This is a genomic window from Myxococcus hansupus (genome assembly GCF_000280925.3).
In the GTDB taxonomy this organism is placed as follows: domain Bacteria; phylum Myxococcota; class Myxococcia; order Myxococcales; family Myxococcaceae; genus Myxococcus; species Myxococcus hansupus.
In genome coordinates this window covers 1,167,660-1,193,684 of record NZ_CP012109.1, presented here as the reverse complement: position 1 = coordinate 1,193,684, position 26,025 = coordinate 1,167,660, and the positions used below count along the sequence as shown (strand labels likewise).

The following is a 26,025-nucleotide window of genomic DNA, read 5'->3' as shown; positions in this document are numbered from 1 at the left end:
CCTCAGGCGCCGCCGGTCTCCGAACCGGCGGCCTTCCTGCGCCGCTCACGGTGGTAGTGCGCGGCGCACAGTCCCCGGGCGAGCAGCGGCTTCTCACAGCCGGGCTCGCCGCAGCGGGCGGGCTCCACCCGCGGGGCGGGCGCGGGGTCCGCGCCTCCTCGTGGGGAGGGCTCGTTGAACATCACCTCCGCCACCGTCAGCAGCCGGTCCACGTCCGCGCGCGACAGGCCCTGCGCGCGGATGAAGGTCTCCAGCCGGTGGATGCCGGCGTCCTGCGGGTCCTCCAGCCGGAGCAGCTCGTACAGCGGGAGCTGGAGCGCGGCGGACACCTGGAGCAGCGTCTCGTAGCTGGGGCTGCGCTCGCCGCGCTCCAGGAGCGACGCGAAGGACACGGAGATGCCGCAGCGGGCGGCGAAGTCCTCCTGCGTGAGGCCCCGCCGCTCCCTCAGCGCGCGGATGCGCCGGGCCAGGCCCTGGAGGTGTCCGCTCAAGGTGAAAGCGTCCTGCGGTTCGGGAGGCATGGCCATTAACTATGGTAGCGCACCCCTTCTGTTAAGGTCGCGCGCGCCGCCATCCAGGAGTTTGCCGACACATGAGCGCCGTCGAGGGTACCAACTACTACTTCCGCAAAGCCGCGCGGATCATGGACGTGGGAACCCCCATCGAGACGCTGCTCGCCACGCCGCTGCGCGAGGTGAAGGTGCAGGTCTCCATCGAGATGGACTCGGGCGAGATTCGCACGTTCCTCGGCTACCGCATCCAGCACGACAACAGCCGCGGCCCCATGAAGGGCGGCCTGCGCTACCACCCGCTGCTGGACCAGGACGAGTGCGCGTCGCTGGCCTCGCTGATGACGTGGAAGACGGCCGTCGTGAATGTCCCCTACGGCGGCGCCAAGGGCGGCATCGCGTGCGACCCGTCCCAGCTCAGCATCAAGGAGCTGGAGCGCCTCACCCGGAAGTTCGTGGACCAGGTGCAGGACGTCATCGGGCCCACCCGCGACATCGCCGCGCCGGACGTCAACACCAACCCCCAGGTGATGGCGTGGATCATGGACCAGTACTCGCGCTACCACGGCCACTCGCCGGCGGTGGTGACGGGCAAGCCGCTGGAGCTCTACGGCTCCAAGGGCCGCGAGGCCGCCACCGGCCGCGGCCTGCTCTACGTCGCGCGTGAAATCCTGCGCGACCTGGGCCTGCCGGTGAAGGGCACGCGCTTCGCGCTCCAGGGCTTTGGCAACGTGGGCAGCCACACCGCGCAGCTCATCTGGGAGGACGGCGGCGTGGTGGTGGCGGTGGCGGACGCGCTGGGCGGCGTGCGCAACCCGCAGGGCCTGGACATCCCCTCCCTCTTCGAGCACGTGAAGCGCACCGGCACCGTGACGGGCTTCAGCGGCGGTGCTTCGTGCAGCAACGAAGACGTGCTGGGCGCGGACTGCGAGGTCCTCATCCCCGCGGCGCTGGGCCATGTGCTCACCCGCGAGAATGCCCACGCGGTGCGCGCGAAGCTCATCATCGAAGGCGCCAACGGCCCCACCCAGCCGGAGGCGGACGAGGTCTTCGAGAAGCGCGGCATCTTCGTGGTGCCGGACGTGCTCGCCAGCGCGGGCGGCGTGACGGTCAGCTACTTCGAGTGGGTGCAAAACCTCCAGCACCTGTCCTGGGAAGAGGACCGCGTCAACGCGGAGCTGGAGAAGTCCATGAAGGAAGCCTACGAGCGCGTGGCCCAGGTGGCCCGCTCGCGGAAGGTTTCCATGCGGACGGCCGCGTACATCCTGGCCATTGGCCGCGTGGGCAAGGCCACGGTGCTGCGCGGCATCTGACGCGGCGCAACACGCCCGCAACGCGACAGGCCCCGCTCGCCTGTCTCTTCCACCCGGGGCGCGCTTCCGATACAGGCGCGACCATGGTCACCCTCGAGGACATCCAGGCCGCGCGCGAGCGCATCCGCTCGGCCATCCGCCCCACGCCCTGCCCGCAGTCCGACCACTTCACGGAGCGGACGGAGTGCGCCGCGGTGTTCTTCAAGTTGGAGAACCTGCAGCGCACAGGGGCCTTCAAGGAGCGCGGCGCCCTCAACAAGCTGCTGACGCTGACGGAGGACGAGCGGCGCCGGGGCGTCATCGCCGCGTCGGCCGGCAACCACGCCCAGGGCGTCGCGTACCACGCGCGGCGGCTGGGTGTGAATGCCACCATCGTGATGCCGGAGCGCACGCCGCTCATCAAGGTGTCGCGCACCAAGGACGACTACGGCGCGCGCGTGGTGCTCAAGGGCAGCAACTACGACGAGGCCTACGCCGAGGCGCTGCGCATCCAGAAGGCGGAGGACCGCGTCTTCATCCACCCCTTCAACGACCCGCACGTCATCGCCGGCCAGGGCACCATTGGCCTGGAGCTGCTGGAGCAGTGCCCCGACCTGGAGGTGGTGCTCGTGCCCATTGGCGGCGGCGGGCTCATCTCCGGCATCGCGTGCGCGCTGAAGGAGACGCGGCCGGACATCCGCGTGGTGGGCGTGCAGGCGGAGACCATCGCCAGCATGAAGGCGTCGCTGGAGGCGGACGAGCGCGTGCTGCTCGCCGCGGCGGGCACCACCATCGCGGATGGCATCGCGGTGAAGCGCGTGGGGGACCTCACCTTCCCCATGGTGCGCAAGTACGTGGATGACGTCGTCGCCGTGGACGAGGAGGAGATTGCCGCCGCCATCCTCACGCTGCTGGAGCAGGAGAAGAGCGTGGTGGAGGGCGCGGGCGCGGTGGGACTGGCGGCGCTGCTCAGCGGCGAGGTGCCCATGGCGAAGGGCAAGCGCACCGCCATCATCCTCAGCGGCGGCAACATCGACATGAACGTCATCAGCCGCATCATCGAGCGCGGCCTGGTGAAGGCCGGGCGACTGGTGCAGTTGGAGGTGCGACTGCCGGACCGGCCCGGCATGCTCGCGAAGCTCACCTCGCAGGTGGCCGACCTGCGCGCCAACGTGGTGGAGATCCACCATGAGCGCGCCTTCTCCAAGGCGGGCCTGGGCGAGGCCATGGTGGAGGTGACGCTGGAGACCACCGGCCCGGCCCAAATCGAGGAGCTGGAGCGGACGCTGCACAAGCTCGGCTGGCAGGTGGCTCGCAAGTAGCATCTCGGGGCGGGTGGGCCTTGCGCCCGCGCGCCCGAGTCCGGCGATACTCCGGGCATGAGCCCTGCCGCCCTGCTCTCCGCCCTCCTGCTGACCGCCGCCTCTCCTTCGCCCGCGCAGAAGGCGAAGTCGCTCGCCGCCAGCCGCTCCTGGGAGGAGCTGTACCTGGCCTTCTCCGCGGGCGACGCGACGGACGTTCCCTCGGCCCAGCGAGGCGCGGTCTCCTCGGCGCTGACCCAGGGCTGCGAGGCCCTGAAGGACGAGGACACGGTGATGGCGTACTCGCTGGGCGAGCGCGCCGCCCTCTACGATGAATCCGCGGGCGCGCTGCGGTGCCTGGCCCGGACCGCGCGCAAGACGGACCAGCGGGCCGCCGCGGAGGCCGCCCTGCGCAAGGGCCTGACGAAACATCCCAAGGACGGCGCCTTCGGCCTGGAGCTGGGCAAGCTGCTCCTGGAGGAGCAGGACGCCGCGGGCGCGGTGGCGGCGCTGGAGAAAGTCCCGGCCCGGGCCAAGGAAGCGGGCGACGCGAAGCGGCTGCTCCAGCAGGCCCGCGCCAAGGCGAACGAGGAAGGCGCCGCGCGGCGGGAGGCGGAGCGCCTGGAGCAGCGGATGAGCGGCGTCACCGGCCGGCGTCCCGGCGCCACGGCCGACGTCCAGCCCGCGGTGGCCGGACAGGGCCGGAGCGTCACGCGCTCGGCCAGCCTCAACTACGAATCCAGCACCGGCCCGGATGGCATGCGGACGCGCTCGAACAGCCGCTTCGTCATCCGGTACTTCAACAACCAGCGTGATTTCGGGCAGCGCGCCGAGTACGAGGGCCGCGTCGTCGCCGCCCTGGACGAGGCCTATGACTTCACCCGCAGCATGCTGGGCGAGGTGCGCGAGGCCCCGGTGGATGTCATCCTCTACACGCTGGCGGAGTTCCAGACGCACTTCGGCGCGACCCGGGCCCGCGCCGTGGCCGGCCTCTACTCCGACAACGCCATCCGCATCAACGACGCTGCCGAGCTCACGCCGCAGACCAAGGCCACCCTGGTCCACGAGTACGTCCACGCCGCGCTGGACGACTTCTGCGACGGCCGCGGCAACAACCTCCCCGTCTGGATGAACGAGGGCCTCGCCGAGTACGTCGAGTGGCGCTACATGGGGGGCGAGGACCCCGACCGGTCGGTCCGCAACTACATGGCCCAGGCTGCCAAGGCGAACTCGCTGCCCAAGCTGGAGCACCTGGAGGGCCAGTCCCTCATCATGCAGCGCAACCCCGCCGTGGCCTACGCCACCTCCGCCATCGCCGTCCGGGAGCTGGTGAAGCGGGGCGGAACGGGTCGGTTCCTCACCATGGTCCGCGAGGTGGGACGGGGAAGACCCATCGACGAGGCCCTCACCGAGCACTACGGCCGGACGCGGGCGACCCTGGACGAGGACGTCCGGGCTGCTCTCCAGTAGGGGAGGCTGCCAACCGGGCCCGGGCCAATTGGTTTACCCGTTCCCAGGAGTCCCCTAGACTCGAAGCCCCCTCTATTTACGCTGCGGCGGTAGCCCGGTTGTTCGCCGTCTGCAGCAAGGTGACGGATGTCGGACACGCGCGCGGCGATGAGAGAATTCCGCTTCCTCGATGAGAAGCGGAAGCTGGGTAGCCTGTCTCCCGTGGAGGAGGCGCGCTGGATGGAGCTGCGCACGCATCTGGGCGTGGACGACGCTCCAGTCGCGGATGCCTCCGCGTGGCAGCAACAGGCCGCACCCCAGGGCTACTACGCCGATGACGGCCAGTGGTACCCCTACCCCGCTGGCTACGAGCAGCAGCCCCAGGGCTACTACGCCGCCGACGGCCAGTGGTACCCCTACCCCGCTGGCTACGAGCAGCAGCCCCAGGGCTACTACGCCGCCGACGGCCAGTGGTACCCCTACCCCGCCGGGTACGATCCCAACCAGGGTTACGATCCGAACGCGCAGGCGTACGCGCAGCAGGCGTATGACCCGAACGCTCAGGCGTACGCGCAGCAGGCGTATGACCCGAACGCGCAGGCGTACGCGCAGCAGGGCTACGACCCGAACGCTCAGGCCTATGCGCAGCCGGGTTACGACCCGAATGCCCAGGCGTATGCGCAGCCGGGTTACGACCCGAATGCCCAGGCCTACACGCAGCAGGGCTACGACTCGAACGCTCAGGCCTACGCGCAGCCGGGTTACGACCCGAACGCCCAGGCCTACGCGCAGCCGGGTTACGACCCGAACGCGCAGGCCTATGCGCAGCAGGGTTACGACCCGAACGCGCAGGGAGATGCGAGCGCGTGGCAGGCGGATCCGCAGGCCCAGCAGGCCCCCGCCGAGGCCGCGCCCGAGCCAGCCAATCTCAGCCTCGCCGATGACATCGACATCCCCGCGCTGAGCGAACCGGCGCCGTGGATGACGCCGGGTGCCAGCGGACAGGCCTCGGAGCAGGCGCACTCGGAACCGGCCCACGAGGACGCTCTCGACGCCGAAGAGTCGGCCGTGGAGCTGTCCGCCGAGGACGCCGTGGAAGACCCGTCCGCGTCGTTCGCGGATGTCACCGAGGATCTCCAGCAGGGAACGCAGCCCGAAGCGGTGAACGTCGCGGAGGATGACTTCTCCGACGTCAGCGCCGAGCCGCAGGCCACCGCCACCGCCGAGCCGGAGACCTCGCTGGAGGCGTCCTTCGCAGACCTGTCGATGGAGGTGGAGTCCGCCCCCGACGCGGACGCCCTGGCTTCTGCCGAAGAGGAAGTCCCCTCCTCCGAAGTCGAGCTGGTGGACGGCGCCACGGAGAGCGAGCCCGTGCTGGCCCAGGAGCTGGCGCCCGCGCCCATCGACGATGAGTGGGCCTCCGCGCCGCTCGCCGTCGAAGCCGAGCCGACGGAAGTCGCCGACGCCGGTGACATCATCGACGTCGCCGCGATGGCCGAGCCGGAGGCGACTCCCGACGCGGAGATTGCCCTCGAAGCCACTGACATGCTCGAAGCCTCGGCTTCCGAGCAGGATGTCGCGGCCAGCGCCGAAGCGCCTGCCGTCGAACTGGAGGCGAGCGCCGAGGAGTTCACGGAAGCCGCCGCGCTGGATGTGCAGGCCTCCGACGCGGGCCCCGCTGAGATTGCGCTCGATGCGTCCGAGGTCAGTGAGGCCTCCGACGCGGGAGCACCTGTCGAGGCCTTTACGGACGCGACGGTCGACGTCACCGATGTGAGTCATCACGCGTTCGAACCGGCGTTCGCTGGGGCGCCCATCGCGGTGGACAGCGAAGTCGCTGCCGAAGAGGCGCACGTTGCCGACGCAAGCACCACGGACGCCGCCGTAGCGGGCGCTGTCGAGGACGCGCACGCGGCGACGCTGGATGCCAGCGCTGACACGGCGTTCTCGAGCGACGAGGCGACTCCGCTCGAGGTCGCTGACATCAGCGCCGCCGATGCGGTCGTTGACAGCGCCGACGCGGCTCACGCGGGCGATGCGCAGTACGCGGAACTGGCGCTCGAAGCGGCCGGCACCGTGGAAGCCGCGAACACGCAGGACGCGGAGATCGCTCTCGACGCGTCTGACGTGAGCGAGCCTGCCTCCGCGGAGGCGGAGATCGCCCTCGATGCGTCCGATGTCGCCGAGACGGCCTCCGAGGCACAGGTCACGGAGATTGCGCTCGACGCCTCGGACGTCACGGCGTCCGCGACCGACGACGCGCGTGAGGAGATTGCGCTCGACGCCTCGGACGTCACGGCGTCCGCGACCGACGACGCGCCTGCGGAGATTGCGCTCGACGCCTCGGGCGTCACCGCGTCCACGGCCGACGATGCGCCCGCGGAGATCGCGCTCGATGCCTCGGATGTGAGCGAGAGCGCTCCCACCCTGGAGCTCGACTCGACGGAAGTCGCGGCCGAAGCGCCGACGCTCGATGTGATGGACGTCGAAGCCGAGCCCGAGCAGGCGGTGGCGGCCCACGACAGCGACACGAGCGGCGAGCAGCCCACGCTGGAGTTGGTCGATGTCAGCGCGGACGCCACGCACGACACGGCGTACGCGCAGACTGCGGCGCCCTTCGCGACCTCGGACGTTCCTTCGCTCGAAATCCACCCGGTGCAGGTGGGTCCGAACCTCCACGCCGACACCCTCTCCGTCGCGGGGGATCCGCCGCGCGCGTCCTCTCAGCACACGTCGGCTGCGCCTTCCGCCGAGGAGATGTTCGACCTGAGCGGGAATCCCGAGGAGGCCGTGCCCCTCGCGGCGGCGAACGAGTTCCTGAGCCACGGGCAGTTCGCACAGACGGACAGCCGGAGCATGGCGCTGCCCGACAGCGAGCCGGACGCCATCGAGCTGCAATCCGAGTGGGTCTCCGCATCCGAGCCCACGACGGAAACCGCCACGACCGACTGGGCCGCCAACAACGTCCTGAACGCCGCTGCCACCGAGACGCATTCGGGATGGGAGACCCAACCCGAGGCTCCCGTGGAGCTTCAGGCCGAGTGGGCGGAACCTTCGAGCGAGCCGCAAGCCGAGTGGACGTCGACGCCGGTGGAGACTGCTTCCACCGAGTGGACCTCCTCCACGGAGACCGCTGCGGCGACTGCGCAAACGGAATGGACCGCTGAGCCCATGGCGGCGCAGTCCGAGTGGACCGCCGGTTCCGAGGATGCGCAGCCGGAATGGGCCACCGCCGAAGCTCAGGCCGCCGAGGCACAGCCTGAATGGGCGACGCCGGCAGAGACCGCGCCTGAGCAGGCGCAAACGGAATGGTCCACGGGAGAGGTGACCGCGGAGCCGCAGGCCGAGTGGGCGACCACCGAAGCCTCGACCTCCGAACTCCAGCCCGAGTGGGTCACCCCGGAAGCCACGTCAGCGGAGCCCCAGCCCGAGTGGGCGACTGCCGAGGTCAGCGCCACGGCTGATCCCCAGCCTGAGTGGGCGACGGCCGAGGTCGGCGCCACGGAGACGGCTTCGACGGAGCCCCAGCCTGAGTGGGCGACCGCCGAGGTCAGCGCCACGGAGGCTCAGTCCGACTGGGCCACCACGGAGTCGGCTTCGACGGAGCCCCAGCCCGAGTGGGCGACTGCCGAAGTCAGCACCACGGAGGCTCAGTCCGACTGGGCCACCGCCGAAACACCGGCCGCTGAAGTCCAGGCCGAGTGGGCCACGCCTGAAGCGGCCACCACCGAGGCCCAGCCGGAATGGGCCACCGCGGAAGCGTCCGCAACTGAAGCGCAGCCCGAATGGGCGACTTCTGAAGCGGCTACCGCTGAGCCCCAGCCGGAATGGGCTACTGCGGAAGCCTCCGCCACTGAGACGCAGGCGGAATGGGCGACTTCTGAAGCGGCTACCGCGGAGCCCCAGCCGGAATGGGCCACTGCGGAAGCCTCCGCCACGGAGGCTCAGCCCGAGTGGGCGACTCCTGAAGCGGCTACCGCTGAGCCCCAGCCCGAATGGGCCACTACGGAAGCCTCCGCCACGGAGGCTCAGCCCGAGTGGGCGACGGCCGACGAGTCCGCGACGGCGGTTCAGCCCGAGTGGGCCTCTGCCGAAGCACCTGCTGCGGAGCCGCAGTCCGAGTGGGCGACCACTTCGGCGCAGCAGCCTACGTGGGCCGCCACGGAAGCCTCTTCGACCGAGTCGCAGCCCGAGTGGGCGACTCCGGAGGCAGCTCCGGTCGAGTTGCAGCCTGAGTGGGTCACCACCGAAGCAACCGCTGCGGAGCAGCAGCCCGAGTGGACCACCACGGAAGCTGCTTCGGCTGAGGCGCAGCCGGAATGGGCGACCGCGGAGACGGCCGCCACGGAGCCCCAGGCCGCGTGGACCACCGCTGAAACGAGCCCTGCGGCGCCGCAGCCCGAGTGGGCGACTGCCGAAGCCGCAGCCCCCACGGCTCAAGCCGAGTGGTCTGACTCCACGGACTCCGCCACGATCGAGGTCCAAGCAGAGTGGTCTTCGGAAGCGGCCTCCACCGAGCCCCAGGCCGAGTGGACCGCCACTGCCGACGCAGCCTCCGCGCAGGCCACCACCGAGTGGACGTCTGCCAGCGAGCCCCAGGCCGAGTGGTCTGAGAGCAACGACTCGGCAGTCGCCGTCCAACCTGAATGGGCGACCGCGGAGGCAACTGCTCCCGTGACGGCGCAAGCCGAGTGGTCCGCCAACGCCGACGCCTCCAACGCCGTGCAGTCGGAGTGGGCGACTTCAGAAGAGTCCCCCACCATCGAGGCGCAGGCGGAGTGGGCAGAACCGGCGGAGACCACCGACGCTGGACAAGCCGAGTGGTCGACCAACACGGATGCTGCCGGCACCGCCCAGCAGGAATGGGCCGCGACGGAAACCACTGCTCCCGCGACTGCGGACTGGGCCACCAGCGCCGAGTCCCCTCAGTCTCAGTGGGCGACGCCCGAGAGCACCGAGGCGCAAGCCGAGTGGACCACGAACGCAGCACAGCCGGAGTGGGCCACGCCGGAAGCCACCGAGGCGCAGCCCGCGTGGACCGCCAGCACGGACGCCACCTCTGCCCAGGCGGAGTGGGCCACGCCCGAGACCACTGAGGCCCAGCCCGCGTGGACCGCCGAAACCGACGCCACCTCGGGCCAGACGGAGTGGGCCACGCCCGAGGCCACTGAGCCCCAAGCAGAGTGGGCCACGCCGGAAGCCACCGAGGCGCAGCCCGCGTGGACCGCCAGCACGGACACCACCTCCGCCCAAGCAGCATGGGCCACGCCCGAGGCCACTGAGCCCCAAGCAGAGTGGGCCACGCCGGAAGCCACCGAGGCGCAGCCCGCGTGGACCGCCAGCACGGACACCACCTCCGCCCAAGCGGCATGGGCTACGCCCGAGAACACCGAGGCCCAAGCAGAGTGGGCCACGCCCGAAGCCACTGAGCCCCAAGCGGCATGGGCCACGCCCGAGACCACTGAGGCCCAGCCTGAGTGGGCCACGCCGGAGACCACCGAGCCCCAAGCCGAGTGGACCGCGGACACCACCACGTCCGGCACGGACCAGTCCTCGTGGGCCGCGACGCCCGACGCTTCCAACTGGTCCGCGAGCTCGGACACGGCCGGCGCCGCGCAGGCCGAATGGACCGCCGAGCCCGCCGAGGTTCAGGCGGAGTGGTCCACGGATGCGACTGGCACGGCGCAGCCCGGATGGGCCGCCGCTGAAACCGCCGCGCCCGCCGAAGTCCAAGCGGAGTGGACCACCTCGGAGCAGGGCCAGGGCGACTGGTCCGCCCCGGCGGAGCCGGAAGCCGAGCCCATTGAAGTGCAGGCCGAGTGGGCCGAGCCCGAGGAGACCCTCGAGGCCCAGCCGGAATGGGCGACGGAGGAAGACACCACCACCGCCCCCGCGAACCACGGCTGGAGCGCCACGCCCGAGACCGCAGCGCCCGTCGAAGTCCAGACGGAGTGGGCGACCGCGAGCGCCGAGGCCTCCCCCGAAACGAACGGCGCGCAGTCGGCGTGGGAGACCCCTGTCGAGGAAATCGCGCCCGAGGCCATCCAGGAAGAGTGGGCCTCTCCCATCGAGGAGGCGCAGCCGGAATGGTCGACCTCCGAGCCCGCGGCGACGACGCCGGCCACCGAGGACGCCCAGTCCGAGTGGGCAGACCCTGCCGCCGAGCCCACGCCGGCCACCGAGTGGGCCGCGTCGGACACGGGCCAGGCACCGGCCAACGAATGGACCTCCGCCACGCCGGAGACCACCGAGTGGTCCGCGACCAGTGACGCGTCCGCCACCTGGGAAGCCCCCACGGAGCAGCAGCCGGCGTGGGCAACGGCGCAGCCCGAAGCCACGCCCGAGTGGTCCGCCGAGCCCGCCTCGGCCGAGTGGAGCGACGCGTCCGTCGACGTCGAGCCGGTGATGGAGGCCGAGCCCGTCGAAGAGGCCGCCACCTGGGAGGCTGAGCCCATCGAGGACAGCGCGCCCGCTCCGGCGGCGCAGTGGGCCGCGCCGCCGAGCAGCCCCTTCGGCGCGCCCGCCCAGGACTACTCCGACGTCGAGCCCGTCGAGGAGGTCGAAGAAGTCTCGATGGAGCTCGAGCAGGAAGTCTCGGACATCGACGTCGAGGAAGAGGTCGTGGTGCCGTCGGCTCCCGCCGCGGCCATCCCCGCCCCTCCCGCGCACGCGGTGGTCGTCCCGCCTTCGCCCTACGCACAGGCGGCGATGGGCGCGGCGGGCGCGGGCGCGGTGGCGCAGGCCCTCCGCCCCGCCGCCGTCATCCCGGCCGCGCCCACCAACCACCTCGCCACCGAGCGCGAGCCGCTCTTCGATGACACCGCCATCGTCGGTGGGACGGCGCTCACCTCCTTCGTGGAGGGCGAGCATCGCGTCATCATCCACACGGTGGAGGGACAGGTGAAGCGCGGCACCATCCGCGACGCGGACCTGCTCGACGACGTCATCTCGCTGGAGCAGCAGAGTGGCTTCGCCGCCGAGCAGATTCCCGGCAAGCGCGTGAAGGCCATCTTCTTCATGCTCCCCGCGGGCGCGCGCCAGCCGCAGGCCGAAGGTCTGAAGATTCGCGTCACCTTCAACGATGGCCGCCAGGTCGCCGGCTTCTCCCAGGACTTCCAGGGCAGCACGCCGGGCTTCTTCGTCATCCCCGCCGACCAGCGCACCAACACCGCGCGCATCTTCATCTACCGCTCCAGCGTGCAGGCGGTGGCCGAGGGCTGAGGTGAAAGCCCCCGTCCGGAGTAGGCAGCGTGAGCGGGGCCCCAAGCCCCGCAAATGAAAGAGGGGCCCCCACCACCGTGGGAGCCCCTCTGTCATTTCAGCCCGGCGGGTGCCGGAGAAACGCTGACTACTTCTTGTCCGTCGCGGCCGGGGCCGGGGCGCCCTGCTTCACCAGGGACAGGTCCAGGTTCACGGTGACTTCCTCACCCACCGCCACGCCGCCCGTCTCCAGCGCCTGGTTGTAGGTCAGACCGAAGTCCTTGCGGTTCAGCTTGGTGGTCGCCGTCACGCCCGTGCGGGTGTTGCCCCAGGGGTCCTTCGACTCCTTCGACGGGCCGGTGACGTCCAGGACGACGGGCTTGGTGACGCCGTGCATGGTCAGGTCGCCGGAGACCTTCAGCTTGCCCGCGCCCGCCTTCTGCACCTTGGTGGACTTGAAGGTGATTTCCGGGAACTTGGCGGTGTCGAAGAAGTCAGGCGCCTTCAGGTGCTCGTCGCGCTTCGCGTTGCCCGTGTTGATGGAGGACGCGTCCAGCACGGCCTCGACGGTGGACTTGGAGATGTCCTTGTCGTCCAGGTTCACCGTGCCGCTCTTCACGTTGATGGAGCCGTTGACGTTGGAGACCATCATGTGACGGATGGCAAAGCCCGCGTTGGAGTGCGACTCGTCCACCTTCCAGGTGGAGGCCAGCGCCATCGACGGGAGGGCGAACATCAGGGCAACGGCGCTCTTCAGGGACGTCTTCATGGTGAGTGTGCTCCTTGGAGTGACAACGAAAGTCAGGCGCGCAGCGCGAAGCTGCGCATGGACAAGGTTCCGTGATGGAAGCCCTCGAATACGGGGGTGAGACGGTCCTCGGGGAGGGCAGCTCCGAGGACGAAATAGAGCGGCATCAAATGTTCGGCCCTTGGATGCGCGAGCCGCGCGTTTGGTGCGTCCAGCCATGATTGAAGGCCGGTGAAGTCACGCGCCTCCAGCTTGCGGGCAATCCACGCGTCGAAGGCCTCGGCCCACGGCTCGACGGACGCCTCCTTCTCTTGGAAATTCAGGCGGCGCAGGTTGTGGACAATGCCACCGCTGCCCATGAGCAACACGCCCTGCGCGCGCAGCGGACGCAGCAGCTCGCCCATGCGCGCCACGTCCGCGGGGCTCGCCCCCAGCGGCATGGACACCTGCACCACGGGGAGCTTCGCCTCTGGGAAGGCATGCAGCAGCGGCACCCACGCGCCGTGGTCCCACCCGCGCTCGGCGTCGGCCACTGCCGGCAGCCCGCCCGCCTTCAACCGCGAGACGACGTCCTCGGACAGCGACGGCGCACCGGGCGCGCCATACCGCAGGCGGTAGAGCGCCTCCGGAAACCCGTAGAAGTCATGGATGAGGGACGGCTGGGCGCTCGAGGTGACGCGGACCTCGCCAGGCGTCTCCCAGTGGGCGGACACCACCACCAGCGCGCGCACCGGTGACGCGTCACCCAAGCGGCGCAGCGCCTGCGGATACGCATCCGAATCCAAGGCCACCATGGGCGAGCCATGGGAGATGAACGCCGTCGGCGCCACCGCTTGGCTGCCTCCCGGGCCACCCGCGCCCAGAACGCCCGCCACCCCGGCCGCCGCCGCGCCTTGAAGAACCACGCGTCTGTCGAGCTCGTCCGCCATGTCGGGCGCCTTCTAATGCAACCGCAGGACCAGGACACACAAAAGTCCAACCTATTGGATTTGCTCCCAACCCTCATCCAGTCGTGCAACGACGCTCTCAAAACGATAGAGACTCAACTCATTCTGGAAGGAGCCGTACAGCGTGGCTGGCCGTTTCGAGTTGGACTTGAGTGAGCTGCTGACCTTCGAGCCAGGAGGCGGGCTCATCCACTTCGGAGGCCAGCGGGTGCTGCTGATGGACCCGGTGGCCCTGGGGATGCTGCGCAAGGAGCTCATCGGGTTGATGGGGATGACGGCGGCGCGCGGCACCTTCACGCGCCTGGGTTACGCGCACGGCTGGCGCACCGCGGAGGCGATGAAGGGCGCGGTGCCCTGGAAGGATGAGTCGCTGTGGCGGCGCGCGGGCGGCCGGCTGCACACGCTGCAGGGACAGGTCCGGGTGGAGCCGGTGGAGCGCCGGGCGGACGAAGGCCCGGAGCCCTTCGCCGAGGCCCAGTGGCGCGACTCCTACGAGGCCGAGCAGCACCTCCTGCACCTGGGACAGGCCGACCAGCCGGTGTGCTGGAGCCTCACCGGCTTCGCGTCCGGCTACATGAGCTACGTCAACGGCAAGCCCATCTACGGCACGGAGCTGCGCTGCGTGGGCAAGGGCGACGCGGCCTGCCACTACGTGGGCCGGCCCGCCGACGAATGGAGCACCGAGTGCGCCGAGGTGCTCCGCTTCTACGAAACCCAGTGCATGGAAGGCATGCTGGCGCAGGTGACGGAGGCGCTGCGGCAGACGGAGCGCAAGCTGCGCGCGAAGCGGCAGTCCCTGGCGCGCGCGGGCGTGACGGAGGACCCGGCGGGCATGGTGGCGCGCTCGGAGGCGATGCAGCGGGTCATCAACCTGGCGCGGCGCTCCGCGAAGGTGGACTCCACGGTGCTCGTCACCGGCGAGAGCGGCGTGGGCAAGGAGCGCATCGCGCGGCTCATCCACGACGAGTCCGGCCGCGCGCACAAGGCCTTCGTCGCCGTCAACTGCGCCGCCGTCACCGAGAGCCTGCTGGAGAGCGAGCTCTTCGGCCACGTGCGCGGCGCCTTCACCGGCGCCACCAGCGACAGGGCGGGCCTCTTCGAAGCGGCCCACGGCGGCACCCTCTTCCTGGACGAGGTGGGCGAGGTGCCGCCTTCCATGCAGGCCAAGCTGCTGCGCGTGCTCCAGGAGCGTGAGGTCCGCCGCGTGGGCGAGAACACCAGCCGCAAGGTGGATGTGCGGCTCGTCGCCGCCACCAACCGCGACCTCGCCGAGGAGGTCCGCCTGGGCCGCTTCCGGCAGGACCTCTACTACCGGCTGCGCGTCATCGAGCTGAGGATTCCGCCGCTGAGGGACCGCCGTGACGACGTGCTGCCCCTGGCGCGGCTGCTGCTCGCGGAGGCCGCGGAGCGGCTGGGCCGCCGGGTGTCAGGCCTGTCGCCCGACGCGGCGGATCAACTCCTCCGCTACCCGTGGCCCGGCAACGTGCGCGAGCTGGGCAACGCCGTGGAGCGCGCCGTCGCCCTTTGCGAGGGCACGCGCGTGGAGCGGGAGGACCTGCCCGAGGAGGTCCGCGCCGCGCCCCCCAGCCTGGTGCCCTCGGACAACCCACGGCGGCTGGAGGACGTGGAGAAGCACTACATCCTCGCGGTGCTGGCCCAGAACGGCGGCAACCGCGCGCGCACCGCCGAGCAGCTCGACATCGGCGTGGCGACGCTCTACCGGAAGCTCAAGCAGTATGGCCACCCGGAGGCGGCCCACTGAGACGCCCGCCCGGCGTCAGTTGAGGTACTGGTCCCGGTCGGGACGGTCCTGCCGCACCACCTGCAGGTGCTTGGAGCGGCCCTTCAACTGACGCTGCAGCCGCCAGTGCTGCAGGGTCAGCCACAGCTTGCGCGGGTTCGCGCCGCGCACGTAGGCGAACGCCATGCACAGGCCCAGCAGGTCCGGGACCTGCGTCTGCCAGCCCGACGTGATGGCCGACAGGACGACGAAGCCCGCGCCGATGCCAGCCAGGGCATTGCCCGAGAGCGGAATGCCCCAGAAGTTCGCCTGCCCCCGGCCAATGGTGAGTCCGTAGGACACCCACAGCACCGACGTCATCACGTTGCCGCCGGCGTACGCCTGCACCGTCGTGCCGGGCACGAGCAGGGCCAGCAGCGTGGTGAGCACACCCGCGGTCACCGCGATGCCCACCGCCACCATCAGGAGCCGCTTGCCGCCCCAGAGGGACTCCAGGTAGCCGCCGATGGACCACGTGATGATGGCCCCGAAGATGATGCCAATCGGGGCGGTCTCGATGAAGGCGTAGGTGAGCGGCTGCCAGAGGAAGGGCCCGCGGACCACCAGTTCGGGGATCAGCAGCAGCAGGTTGCCGGACTGGGCCTTCGTCAGGTGGAACAGCACGGAGCCGGCCACCAGCGCCACGGCCAGCTTGGACGCCATGGTCTCCAGGCCGGGCAGCCCCATACCGCCGCCCCCGCCGCCGAAGCTCCGCATCGGTCGCATTCAGTACACCATCCTCTCGTTGCTCCAGAGCCGTCCAAAGGTGGTGGAACACCGCTCGCTTCGCAACCCCAAACGACGAAGGGCGCCGCTCCCCGACAGACCGGGGAGAGCGCCCTCGAACACCTACGTCGCTTCAAACGCCGCGAGGCCGCTCAGGCCTTCACTTTGTAGAAGAGCGTGATGGTCAGACAGTGGAACTCCTTATCGGAGGACTGCGTCACCACCCTGTCGACCACCTCGACATGGGAGTTCTCCTTGAGCCACTTGGTGATGTTCTCACCCATGTTCTCGCGGTCACGCGCGAGCGTGGTGGAGAACACCTTGACGCCCGTGAAGCTGATAACGCCCATTCCGACCCTCGTCCAAACCAGAGATTCTGGACGTTTACCCCGAGACGATTCCGCCATCAAGAAACGCCGCCGACAATCCGGCCCTTGCGCGTCCCGAATTACCCACCCAGGGGGTGGGCTCCCGGCCCTCGCGCGGGGGGCGAGGCCGGAGCCCTAGGACTTCACCGGCCGCTAGCGGCCTTGCGCGCCAGGCACGTCACCTCGTCCTTGCAGGCCGGGCCGATGCCTTCGGGGTGCGCCGTGAGGGGCGTCTTGTCGCTCTCCTCGACGCCGCACACCACGCACTTGCGCTTGCGGTTGCGACGCTCCGCGCGGCGCTGCTCCGCGATGGCCTTGGCCCGCTCACGCGCCGTCTTGGCGTCCACCTCGTTGCTCATCTCGCGTCCTGGTTGGAAGTCGTGTGCCATCAGAGCGCCTCGACGAGCACCGCGATGCCCTGGCCGCCACCGATGCAGGCGGACCCGATACCATAGCGGGCGCCGCGGCGCTTCAGCTCGTACACCAGGGTGGTGGTGATGCGCGCGCCCGAGGCGCCCAGCGGGTGGCCCACGGCGATGGCGCCGCCATTCACGTTGGTCCGCTCACGCGGCAGGCCCAGCTCCTTCTCCACCGCCAGGAACTGCGGCGCGAAGGCCTCGTTGACCTCGAAGAGGTCAATGTCCGAAAGCTGACACTCCGCGCGCGCCAGGAGGTTCCGGATGGCCGGCGCGGGGCCAATGCCCATGACCTTGGGGTCGCACCCGGAGATGCCCCAGTTGACGAGCCGCGCAATGGGCTGCAGGCCGTGCTGCTTCACGTAGCTGCCGGTGGCCATCACCATGGAACCCGCGCCGTCGCAGATGCCGCTGGCGGCGCCCGCGTGCACCACGCCGTCCTTCTTGAAGACCTTGGGCAGCTTGCGCAGGCCCTCCACCGTCGTCTCCGGGCGGCCGTGCTCGTCGCGAGACACCACCGTCTCACCCTTCTTCGTCTTCAGCGTGACGGGGGCGATTTCGTCCTGGAAGCGGCCCGCCTCCTGCGCGGCGGCGAAGCGCTTCTGCGTGAGGACGGCGTACTCGTCCACCTGCTCCTGCGTCAGGGCGTAGTCCACCGCGAGCTGCTCGGCCGTCATCGCCATGGGCTGACCGGTGTAGCTGTCGGTGAGGGCCGTCCAGAGCATGTCCTCCAGGCCGCCCTTGCCCAGCGGCAGGCCCCAGCGGGCGCCGCGGATGACGTGGGGGGCCTGGCTCATGGACTCGGTGCCACCGGCCAGCACGACGGAGGCCTGCTCGGTGAGCATCATCTCCGCGGCGGTGACGAAGGCCTGGAAGCCGGAGCCGCACAGCCGGTTGACGCCCAGCGCGGGAACGGGGACGGGAACGCCGGTGCGCAGGCCCACGTGGCGCGGCAGGTAGATGGCGTCGGCGCTGGTCTGCACCACGTTGCCGTAGACGACGTGCTGCACGTCCTCCGGAGACACCTTCGCCTGGGCCAGGGCCGCCTTCGCGGACTCCACCGCGAGGTCGGTGGCGCTGAGGTCCTTCAGGCTGCCCCCGTAGGTACCAAACGGGGTGCGCTTACCGGACAGGAAGTAGATTTCCTCGTTCTTGGACACGCTCTTCATGGTGGTCGTCTACCTACTCTCAAGGGGCGCGCGGTGCACGCGCGCCGTGACGTCGTGACGTGTGGGACGGCGGCCCTCAGGGCCCGCGCCGCCCTAAAAAAGCGCTGGCGACGATGGCAAGCGCGATGACGGTCCACAACAAACCTTGAAGGTTCTGTTTGCGGATTTCCTTGCGGCCAAGCCCTTGGTACCAGGAACGCCCGGCCGCCACCCGGCCTTCCCAGGTGAAGTCGCCGGCGGGCTCCAGGCCCTCCAGCCGGCGCAGATGGGCGCGCAGCAGGCGGTCGGGCGGAGCGTCCTCCAGTGAACCCGTCAGGTAGACGCCGGGCACGTCCAACGCGGGGCGCCGGTAGTCGGCGGTGATGACGAAGCCGCCGGACGCCAGGGGGGTGAGGAGGTACAACCGGGGGACGCCCCCCTGCCCCGCGTAGAGCGTGGCGAAGACGCGCTCACCGGGGTGCGCCCAGTCGTAGGAGCGCGTGGCGCGCTGGAGGCGCGGCTTCTCCTCGTGGCTGCCCAGCGGCACGAAGCCCAGCGCCTGGAGCTGGTTGGCGCGGCCCGACAGCGTCAGCGGCAGGTCCATCTGGTCGGCGGGGGCTTCGGGCTCCACGCGGACGCTGGACGGGGCGAGGAAGAGGATGCTGCGCCAGAGGTTCATGGACAGCAGCACGCACGCCAGCACCAGGCCGGCGACGGCGATGCCCAACTCGACGAGGATGTTCATTCGGGAGGGGCCTCCAGGCACGGGGATACCCGCGCGACGTGCGCGCGGTGCCGCGTCGAGGAGGTCAACAAGGCGGGCCGACCGGAGACCATGGCCCCGGGACCCTAGCGGAAAGCGGTGCCGGCGTGCGCTGGCTTCCGCGCGCTAGCGCCGGGACGCGCTGGCCGGCAGGGTGCGCCAGCGCTCGAGCGCGTCCGGGGTGAGCGGGTCCTCGCCCCGCAGGAACTGCTCCAGGTGCTCCAGCGAGTCGACGCCAAAGAACAGCTCGTCGTCCGCCAGGTAGGTGGGCACCCCGAAGGCCCCGGCGGCCAGCGCCGCCTCGGTGTTGCTCCGGACCCGGTCCTTCACGGCCTGGGTCTGCGCGGCGGCGAGCAGCGCCGGAGCGTCCAGGCCCGCGGCCTGAATCGCGGCGCCCACCGTCTCGGGCGTCTCCAGCCCGGGGCCGCCGCCCCACGCGGAGGCGTACAGGGCGCTCACCAGCCGGCTGCGCGCCCCCAGGTCTTCCACGGCGGCCGTCACCCGCAGCGCGAGCAGCGGGTTGAACGGGTGCGCGGGCGGCGGCGCGAAGGGCACGTTGAACGCGTGGGCGATGCGCAGCGTCTGCTTGAAGATGTAGACGCGCTTGGGCGCCACCTCGGCGGGGCCGATGTTGCCCGTCGCGTTGAGCAGGCCCGCCAGCAGCACGGGGACGGGCTCCACGGTGCGGCCATGGCGCGCGGCGAGGGCCGGCAGGCGCGTCCAGGCCAGGTAGGCGTACGGCGAGATGTAGTCGAGGAGGAAGCGGATGGGGGTGTGGGGCATGGCCCTGAGTCTAACGCCGACCCCGGGGCCGCACCGTCACAGGACGCACACGCCGGAGGGAGCACAGTGGCTTCTGAACGGCTCCGCGTCCAGGACGCCAGCGAGTCGAGGGCGGCGCTCCCCCGCGCCAGCGACAACCCTATGCCGGAGACGCCATGGTTCGCGCGCCAGCTCCCTGCACATGCCGGAGACGCCATGGTTCGCGCGCCGGCTCCCTGTACATGCCGGAGACGCCATGGTTCGAGCGCCAGCTCCCTGCACATGTCGGAGACGCCACGGTCCGCGCCAGCTCCCTGCACATGCCGGAGGCGCCACGGTCCGCGCGCGCAAGCTCCCTGCACAAGCTGGAGGTGGCAAGCGAACCGCGAGTGCGCGGGACATCCCGCTGGGCCCGGAACGGGGATGCGCCGTGACGCTCGGGCGCCTCCCGCCGACGGTACGCCTCAGGCGATTTGACGAAGCTCCTCGGCTCGGCGCTGGAGCGCGCCGCGCAGCGAGCTGGCCAGCGCGAGCAGGCTGGAGGCGCGCGCGTCGGTGAAGGCCGCCTCCGCCGCCTCGAGCGCCACCACCGCGGCGTCCGAGTCCCGCGCGCGCTCCGCGAGCGACAGGCGCACCAGCCCGACCTGGAGCACGTTGCCCGTCAGCTCCGCGAGCGCGAGCGCGCGGCGCAGGTGCATCAGCCCCTCCTCGCCGGGCATCAGCGCCGCCAGCGCCCGGCGGGAGAGGATTTCATCCCACGGGTTCGCGAGCACCGGGTCGGTGGCCCGCACCAGCGCCGCCTCCGCGGCATCCTGGGCCGCCACGAGGTTGCCCTGCTCCCGCTCGAAGCGGGACTGGTAGACGCGCAGCAGCGTCTCCATGCGGATGCCCCCCTCGCGCGCCGCCGCCAGGGCCGCGGGCAGCGACTGGCGCGCCGCACCAGCGTCCTCGAACAGCACGTCGCGGCAGGCCTGGTACACGCGCAGGTGACACTGGAGCCAGCGGTCCTCGGGCAGCACGCGCGACAGCGCCTCGGCGCGGGCCACCACCGCGGCCACGTGCTCGTGCTCGCCGCGCTCCAGGTAGTACGGCGGCGTGAAGAGGGCCAGGTTGCGCTCCATCAGCCGGGGGTTGCCCAGCCGCCGCACCAGCTCCGTCTTCTCCGTGAAGGCCGGGACGAAGGCCGCGCCGTCCCCCGTGAAGGCGGCGCGCGTCACCACCGAGAACAGGTGGAAGCCGCGCACGTCCGTGAACCCGTGGGACTCCGCCACGGCGTACCCGTCGCGAAGCGCCTGCGCGTCCAGCGGCTCGCCGCGCAGCGCCAGGTTCAGGTTCATCATGTAGCCGCCCATGCCCAGCGCCCACGCCAGACGCCGGGGCAGCCGGCCCGTCACTTCACGCAGCCCGCGCAGCCGCTCCAACTGCTCGTACTGCGTCTCCAGCACGCCCGCGAAGCGGCCCGTGTAGGCGCACAACTGCGCGGGCGCCAGTAGCGTCGCGGCGCGGTACGGCGACACCTCGGGCTGCTCGGCCCGCACGCGCGCCAGCAGGTCCGAGAGGGCGTCCGTGCGTCCGACGCTCGCCAGCGCCATGGCCTGGAGGATGCGCAGCTCTGCCTGCTTCCAGAACACGTCCGCGGGCGACGAGAACGAATCCGCCTCACGCTCGCGGAAGAGCTCCTTCAAGCGCGCGGGGCGCTCCGACTCCGGCGCCGAGCACGCGGCCTCCAGCGCGGCCACCGCCTGCGCGCGGCCTTCCACCAGGTCCACCGTGGAGGCCCAATGCTCGCTCAGCTTGCGCGCGAAGGTGAGCGAGATGGGCGGGTCACTCGAATAGCCCACCTCCACCATCGTCACCCAGATGCGCAGCAGCAGCCTGTCGCGTCCTGGGAAGTCCGGCGCCGCCTCCAGCAACATCGCCGCTTCCTTCAGCAGCAGCGTCGCCTCCAGCAACGCCTGCGCCTCGATGGCGGCCCGGCCCGCGTCCAGCAGCGGGCCAATGGCCAGCTCCGGCTCCGACGAGCGCAGGTAGTGCCACCCCACCGTGCGCGACAGCTCCGGCCGCGACGAGTGCAGCGTCTGCAGCGCCAGCGCCACGCGGCCGTGCGCCATCCGCCGGTCGTCCTCCGGCGTGCTGTCGTAGATGGCCTGGTGCACGGTGTCGTGCGTGAAGACGTAGCGGCCCTCCACCTCCTGGAGGAACTGCCGCTCCACGATGCCATCCAGCACCGCGAACAGCTCGGCCTCGGGCAGCTCCGCCAGCGCGCGGAGCATGGGCAGCTCCAGGCTGCGGCCCGCGGGCGCCAGACGCCGCAGCAGCGACACCTGCTCCGCCGGAGCGCTGCCCAGGCGCGCGATCACCGCGTCGTGGATGCTGGCCGGCATGGGCCGCGTGTCCAGCCCCTCCACCGCGCTCCACCGGCCGCCCACGCGCGTGAGCGCGCCCTCCTCCACCAGCGCACGCAGGCACTCGGTGGCGAAGAAGGCGTTGCCACCCGTGGTGTCGTGCAGCCGCGTGACGAAGGCCTCCGGCACGCTCAAGCCCGGCAGCGCCAGCTCCACCAGCGTGCGCACGTGCTCGACGGCCAGCGGCTCCAGGTCCATGCGGGTGGTGATCTTCTCGTCCACCGTCTGGAAGGCCAGACTCAGCCGGCTGAGCTCTCCGGAGCGGAACGTGCCCACCACCATGCCGCGCGTGCCGTACAGCGCGCGGATGAGGACGTTGAGCACCTCCAGCGTGGCGCTGTCCGCCCACTGGAGGTCCTCGAAGCACAGCACCAGCGTCATCCGCCGACCCAGGGCCTGCACCCACTCGGCCAGCGCGCCGAAGAAAGCCAGCTTCTCCTCGCCCGCCACGGGGTGGGACTCCGGCGCGTCCGGCGTCAGCCCCGGCAGCAACTGCCGCAGCTTCGGCGCCAGGCGGTCCATCATCTCCGCCGGCGTGAGCGGCACCAGGCAGCGCACCGCCTGGACGATGGGCGTCAGCGGCGCCTGCCCCTCCGCGCGGCACTGACCGCGGCCAAAGGGCAGCTCCGCCAGCTTGGCCTGCAGCTCGAACTCCTGGAGCAGCCGCGTCTTGCCCACGCCCGCCGGAGCGCCCAGCAGCACCGCGCGGGACTGGCCCCAGTCCGCCTCGGCCAGGCCGTTCATCAACGCTTCCAGCTCCGCGGCGCGGCCCACCACCTCCGGCACGTGCAGGTAGCTGGCGCGCGCGGACAGCGGCTCCTCCGGCATGGGCTCGCCGCTGGCGTGGCAGAGCGCCTCCATCAGCTCGCTGGCGTCCTGGAAGCGCTCGCGTGGATCCTTCGCCAGCAGCAGCAGGATGATTTCCTCCAACTGCGGGTCCACCGGGCAAATGGTGGACGGCTTCGGCGGCGGACGCGTCAGGTGGTCCGCCAGCAGCGCCGCCGGGGTGTTGCGCTTGAAGGGCAGCCGCCGCGTGGCCAGGTAATAGGCCATGACGCCCAGCGAGTAGAGGTCCGCGCGCCCGTCGATGCTCGCGCCCCGCTGCCACTCCGGCGCCAGGTACTCCAGCGTGCCCTTGAGCTTGCCCGGACTGGGCGTGCCCAACTGGTGCATCACCCCGAAGTCCATCAGCTTCACCGCGCCGGAGCGGGTGATGCGGACGTTGCTGGCCTTGATGTCGCAGTGCACGTACAGCCGCGAGTGCAGGAAGGCCAGGACCTGCGACATCTGGATGAGCACGCGGTACAGCGTGGCCGTGTCCAGCGGCGACTCGCGCCCCAGCGAGCTCAAGTCCTGCCCGTCCACCACCTCCATGGTGATGAAGCGGTTGCCGGCCTCCGTCATGCCCCAGTCGAAGACCTTGAGCGTGCCGGGGTGCTGGAGCTTCTTCATCGCGAAGAACTCGTGCCGGAACATCAGCACCAGCTCCTCCGTCTTGCCGGCCGTCAGGCCCGCGGGGACCTGCATCTCCTTGAGCGCCACCCGGCGGTGCTCATGCAGGTCCGACGCCAGCCAGATGCGGCCCATGCCGCCCTCGCCCAGCAGCCCTTCCACCCGGTAGCGCCCCGTCACCACCATGCCCATGGCCAGCGAGCGGCGCTCTCCAGCGCGCGCACCCGGCAGGGTGATGGGCGTGCGAATGCGGTCCCCCCACGAACTTGGAGGACGGCTGCGCTCGTCCAGGACTGCTGTCTTCTCCTCGTCGCTCACGAAGGGGAACCGGCGGGGTCAACGAAATGCAGAAGTTAATGGGATATCACGTTTCCTTGCGACAGGCACACATCATCGGTGCCAGACGGGCGTTGAGTGAAGCACCGCACCCAGGCGCCCCAACGGCAAGCACCGGACAGCGGATGCCCCGGCTGGACGACTGCCCGGCGGCCCGGCCCCGCCCGTGCCCACGCGTGGGTGCACATCCTCCCTCGCAGGACGGCCACCAGGACGGGGCCGCGAGGGTGATGGATGAAACACGGGGGCGGGAGGCGGTGGTGGGTGGTCGGCGTGGGCGCGGCGGTGCTGTCGGCCTGTCAGACCTCGGATGAGACACGCCTGGCCCTGGAGGACGTCGCCGCGGCCACGGTGACGCTGGAGCCGGGCCACTGCGCTGGCGTGGTGGTGGAGGACGGACGCCATGTGCTGACGGCCGCGCACTGCGTCCAGCCGCAGGACCGCCGCGTGACGCTGTCGCTCCTCGATGGGAGCCAGCTCGAAGGCGGCTACGTCCACGTCGACCGGGGCCGGGACATGGCCATCATCCGCTTGGACACCCGCGCGCCGGTGCGTCCGCTCGAGGTCGCCGCGGCCATGCCCACGCCGGGCGCGCCGCTGGTCTTCGTGGGCCGCAACGACCGCCCGGGCCCGCCGCAAGACGCCCTGCTGGAGCGGCTGGCCCCCTGCCCTTCGCTGCCGGATGTGCCCGCGGCGCTCTTCACCACCGTCCGGGGCCGGCCGGGTGACTCCGGGGCGCCGTTGGTGGACGCCCAACTGCAGGTGGTGGGACTGGTGCATGGCGGCGCGGCGTGCCGCATCGCCGCGCCCACGTCGGGAATGGCCGAGGTGGTGGCGCGGCTCGCCCACAAACGCCCCGCCTTGGCGAGAAAGGCCCCGCCCCCGCCCCGCTAGCCGCCTCTCCCCTCGGCGGAGCCCACGCCGCTTGCCCCGGGCCCGAGGGGCTCCGAACTTGTGGCGGACAGGGCGCGGTGGACGCCCGCCCTACGACGCACGGAGACGGCACCATGGCCGGCAAGGGCAAGAAGGACACGGGCTCCGGGGACGAGCGGCCCCGGGACATCGGCGATGACCAGCAGGCGGGCTTCCACGCGGGGGAGAGCTTCCAACCGCGCAACCGGGGGCAGGTGGAGGACGCGTTGGATCGCGGCGCGGCGGACGTCTCGCGGCGCCTGACGCGCGAGGCTGACGCGATGCCCAACGCCGACACGCCGTGGGAAGCGCGCGTGGAGCGCGGCGAGGAATGGACGGCCCAGGAGGTCCCCGACCGGGAAGCGCGAGGCGACGAAGAGCCCGACTCCGCCGTCTCGCGTCAGGGCCTCGTCAGCCCACCGCCCGAGGAGTAGCGACGCACGGCGCCCACCCCAAACCGTGGGTGAGGGCCGCCCCCTCTTGCTCCGAGTTGGCACGAGAGGTGATGCTGGGGTCTTTCGGGGGAGAGAAGGTGCACCGGGCACCGCCGGGCGGCTGCCTCCCTGAGAGTCGGGGTCTCGTGAAGCCGAAGGTCCTCATCGTCGAGAACTCATGGACGATGCGGGAGACGCTCCGTCTCCTGCTCTCCGGTGAGTTCGATTGCACCACGGCGGCGGACGGCGAGTCCGGGCTCGCGCAGGCCCTGGCCCACCGCCCGGACGTGCTCCTCTCCGACGTGAACATGGACGGCATGGACGGCTACGCGCTGTGCGGCCGGTTCCGCGCCGAGCCCACGCTCAAGCACATCCCCGTCATCTTCGTCAGCGGCTACGCGCCGCGCACGGACGGGCCGCCGGACCAGCCCGTGCCGGATGCATACCTCGTCAAGCCGGTGAAGCCGCCCGTGCTCATCGCCCAGATTCACGCGCTGCTGCGCCGCGAGAACGCCGCCGCGCCCACCGTCGCCACGCCGCAGTCCGTGTGGAAGACCTGAGTCGAGCCCGTCAGCGGATGACCGGGTCGCGGAAAGCACTCGCGGACGACAGCCGTTGTTCCTCTGAATGATGCCGCCACGCGCGGGCGGCACGAGGAACGGAGCGGCGATGATTCAACTCAAGCGGGCCTACGAAGCAGCGAGCCGCACGGACGGACGGCGCTTCCTGGTGGAGCGGCTGTGGCCGCGGGGCGTCCGCAAGACGGCGCTTCCCCTGGATGCCTGGATGAAGGACGCAGCGCCCAGCACGGCGCTGCGGAAGTGGTTTGGCCACGACCCGGCGCGGTGGCCCGAGTTCCGCCGCCGATACGCGGCCGAGCTCGCGGCCCATCCCTCGGTGTGGCAACCCATCCTCGAGGCCGCCCGGCACGGCACGGTGACGCTCGTCTACAGCGCCCACGACACCGAGCACAACAACGCGGCCGCCTTGCAGCAGTTCCTCGAAGACGCGCGGGATGCCGCGCCCGAGAAGCCGCCGCGAACCTCACGGCGGCCCAAGCCGCGTCACCACGCCTGA

The 26,025-nt window shown here is 71.0% G+C and carries 19 protein-coding genes; 9 read left to right on the top strand and 10 right to left on the bottom strand.

The features are described from left to right. Positions 1-2: 2 nt before the first annotated feature. Entirely contained in the window at positions 3-521 is a 519-nt protein-coding gene (locus A176_RS05010; protein WP_044889680.1) for a helix-turn-helix domain-containing protein, read from the bottom strand. Positions 522-592: 71 nt separating this feature from the next. On the opposite strand from A176_RS05010, the gene A176_RS05005 reads away from it, so the two are divergent. The 4 genes from A176_RS05005 to A176_RS04990 all read left to right on the top strand — a co-directional run bounded on the left by A176_RS05005 (position 593) and on the right by A176_RS04990 (position 11,772). Then, on the top strand, positions 593-1,822 hold the full coding sequence (locus A176_RS05005; RefSeq protein WP_002638797.1) for a Glu/Leu/Phe/Val family dehydrogenase: 1,230 nt from the start codon (positions 593-595) through the stop codon (positions 1,820-1,822). Beyond that, a complete protein-coding gene (gene ilvA, locus A176_RS05000) occupies positions 1,819-3,123 on the top strand; it encodes a threonine ammonia-lyase (RefSeq protein WP_257720807.1) in 1,305 nt (434 codons plus the stop codon). Before A176_RS05005 ends, ilvA begins: the two co-directional genes overlap by 4 nt. A gap of 57 nt (positions 3,124-3,180) precedes the next feature. Beyond that, a complete protein-coding gene (locus A176_RS04995) occupies positions 3,181-4,572 on the top strand; it encodes a peptidase MA family metallohydrolase (RefSeq protein ID WP_002638795.1) in 1,392 nt (463 codons plus the stop codon). Positions 4,573-4,698: 126 nt separating this feature from the next. After that, positions 4,699-11,772, top strand: a complete 7,074-nt coding sequence (locus tag A176_RS04990) for a DUF6982 domain-containing protein (protein ID WP_049872234.1) — start codon at positions 4,699-4,701, stop codon at positions 11,770-11,772. Between the two features lie 127 nt (positions 11,773-11,899). On the opposite strand, the gene A176_RS04985 is transcribed toward A176_RS04990, so the two are convergent. After that, positions 11,900-12,520, bottom strand: coding sequence for a YceI family protein (locus A176_RS04985; RefSeq protein ID WP_002638793.1), 621 nt, complete (start codon positions 12,518-12,520; stop codon positions 11,900-11,902). Between the two features lie 32 nt (positions 12,521-12,552). Next, a complete protein-coding gene (locus A176_RS04980) occupies positions 12,553-13,428 on the bottom strand; it encodes a dioxygenase family protein (RefSeq protein ID WP_021781109.1) in 876 nt (291 codons plus the stop codon). Between the two features lie 142 nt (positions 13,429-13,570). On the opposite strand from A176_RS04980, the gene A176_RS04975 reads away from it, so the two are divergent. Continuing rightward, positions 13,571-15,208 carry a sigma-54-dependent Fis family transcriptional regulator gene (locus tag A176_RS04975; protein ID WP_002638791.1) on the top strand — a complete coding sequence of 546 codons (1,638 nt, stop codon included), beginning with the start codon at positions 13,571-13,573 and terminating at the stop codon, positions 15,206-15,208. 15 nt (positions 15,209-15,223) lie between these two features. On the opposite strand, the gene A176_RS04970 is transcribed toward A176_RS04975, so the two are convergent. The 7 genes from A176_RS04970 to A176_RS04940 all read right to left on the bottom strand — a co-directional run bounded on the left by A176_RS04970 (position 15,224) and on the right by A176_RS04940 (position 23,458). Then, on the bottom strand, positions 15,224-15,952 hold the full coding sequence (locus A176_RS04970) for a DUF1751 domain-containing protein (RefSeq protein ID WP_002638790.1): 729 nt from the start codon (positions 15,950-15,952) through the stop codon (positions 15,224-15,226). Between the two features lie 152 nt (positions 15,953-16,104). Next, entirely contained in the window at positions 16,105-16,302 is a 198-nt protein-coding gene (locus tag A176_RS04965; RefSeq protein WP_002638789.1) for a hypothetical protein, read from the bottom strand. Between the two features lie 161 nt (positions 16,303-16,463). Then, positions 16,464-16,679 (bottom strand): hypothetical protein, encoded by a 216-nt coding sequence (locus A176_RS04960; protein ID WP_002638788.1) that lies wholly within the window; start codon positions 16,677-16,679, stop codon positions 16,464-16,466. 29 nt (positions 16,680-16,708) lie between these two features. Then, a complete protein-coding gene (locus tag A176_RS04955) occupies positions 16,709-17,905 on the bottom strand; it encodes an acetyl-CoA C-acetyltransferase (protein WP_002638787.1) in 1,197 nt (398 codons plus the stop codon). 76 nt (positions 17,906-17,981) lie between these two features. Beyond that, positions 17,982-18,629 (bottom strand): hypothetical protein, encoded by a 648-nt coding sequence (locus A176_RS04950; protein WP_002638786.1) that lies wholly within the window; start codon positions 18,627-18,629, stop codon positions 17,982-17,984. Positions 18,630-18,773: 144 nt separating this feature from the next. After that, entirely contained in the window at positions 18,774-19,430 is a 657-nt protein-coding gene (locus A176_RS04945; RefSeq protein ID WP_002638785.1) for a 2-hydroxychromene-2-carboxylate isomerase, read from the bottom strand. Between the two features lie 443 nt (positions 19,431-19,873). Then, the gene (locus A176_RS04940) at positions 19,874-23,458 is read right to left on the bottom strand and encodes a protein kinase domain-containing protein (protein WP_044889682.1); all 3,585 of its coding nucleotides are present in this window, start codon (positions 23,456-23,458) and stop codon (positions 19,874-19,876) included. A gap of 378 nt (positions 23,459-23,836) precedes the next feature. Here A176_RS04940 and A176_RS04935 point away from each other — a divergent pair, with 378 nt between their 5' ends. The 4 genes from A176_RS04935 to A176_RS04920 all read left to right on the top strand — a co-directional run bounded on the left by A176_RS04935 (position 23,837) and on the right by A176_RS04920 (position 26,025). Continuing rightward, positions 23,837-24,496 carry a S1 family peptidase gene (locus A176_RS04935; protein ID WP_044889683.1) on the top strand — a complete coding sequence of 220 codons (660 nt, stop codon included), beginning with the start codon at positions 23,837-23,839 and terminating at the stop codon, positions 24,494-24,496. A 113-nt stretch (positions 24,497-24,609) separates the two neighbouring features. Next, positions 24,610-24,948, top strand: a complete 339-nt coding sequence (locus A176_RS04930) for a hypothetical protein (protein ID WP_002640471.1) — start codon at positions 24,610-24,612, stop codon at positions 24,946-24,948. Between the two features lie 146 nt (positions 24,949-25,094). Continuing rightward, complete coding sequence (locus tag A176_RS04925; protein ID WP_002640470.1) at positions 25,095-25,508, top strand: response regulator transcription factor; 414 nt, start codon at positions 25,095-25,097, stop codon at positions 25,506-25,508. A 109-nt stretch (positions 25,509-25,617) separates the two neighbouring features. After that, positions 25,618-26,025, top strand: coding sequence for a DUF488 domain-containing protein (locus tag A176_RS04920; protein WP_002640469.1), 408 nt, complete (start codon positions 25,618-25,620; stop codon positions 26,023-26,025).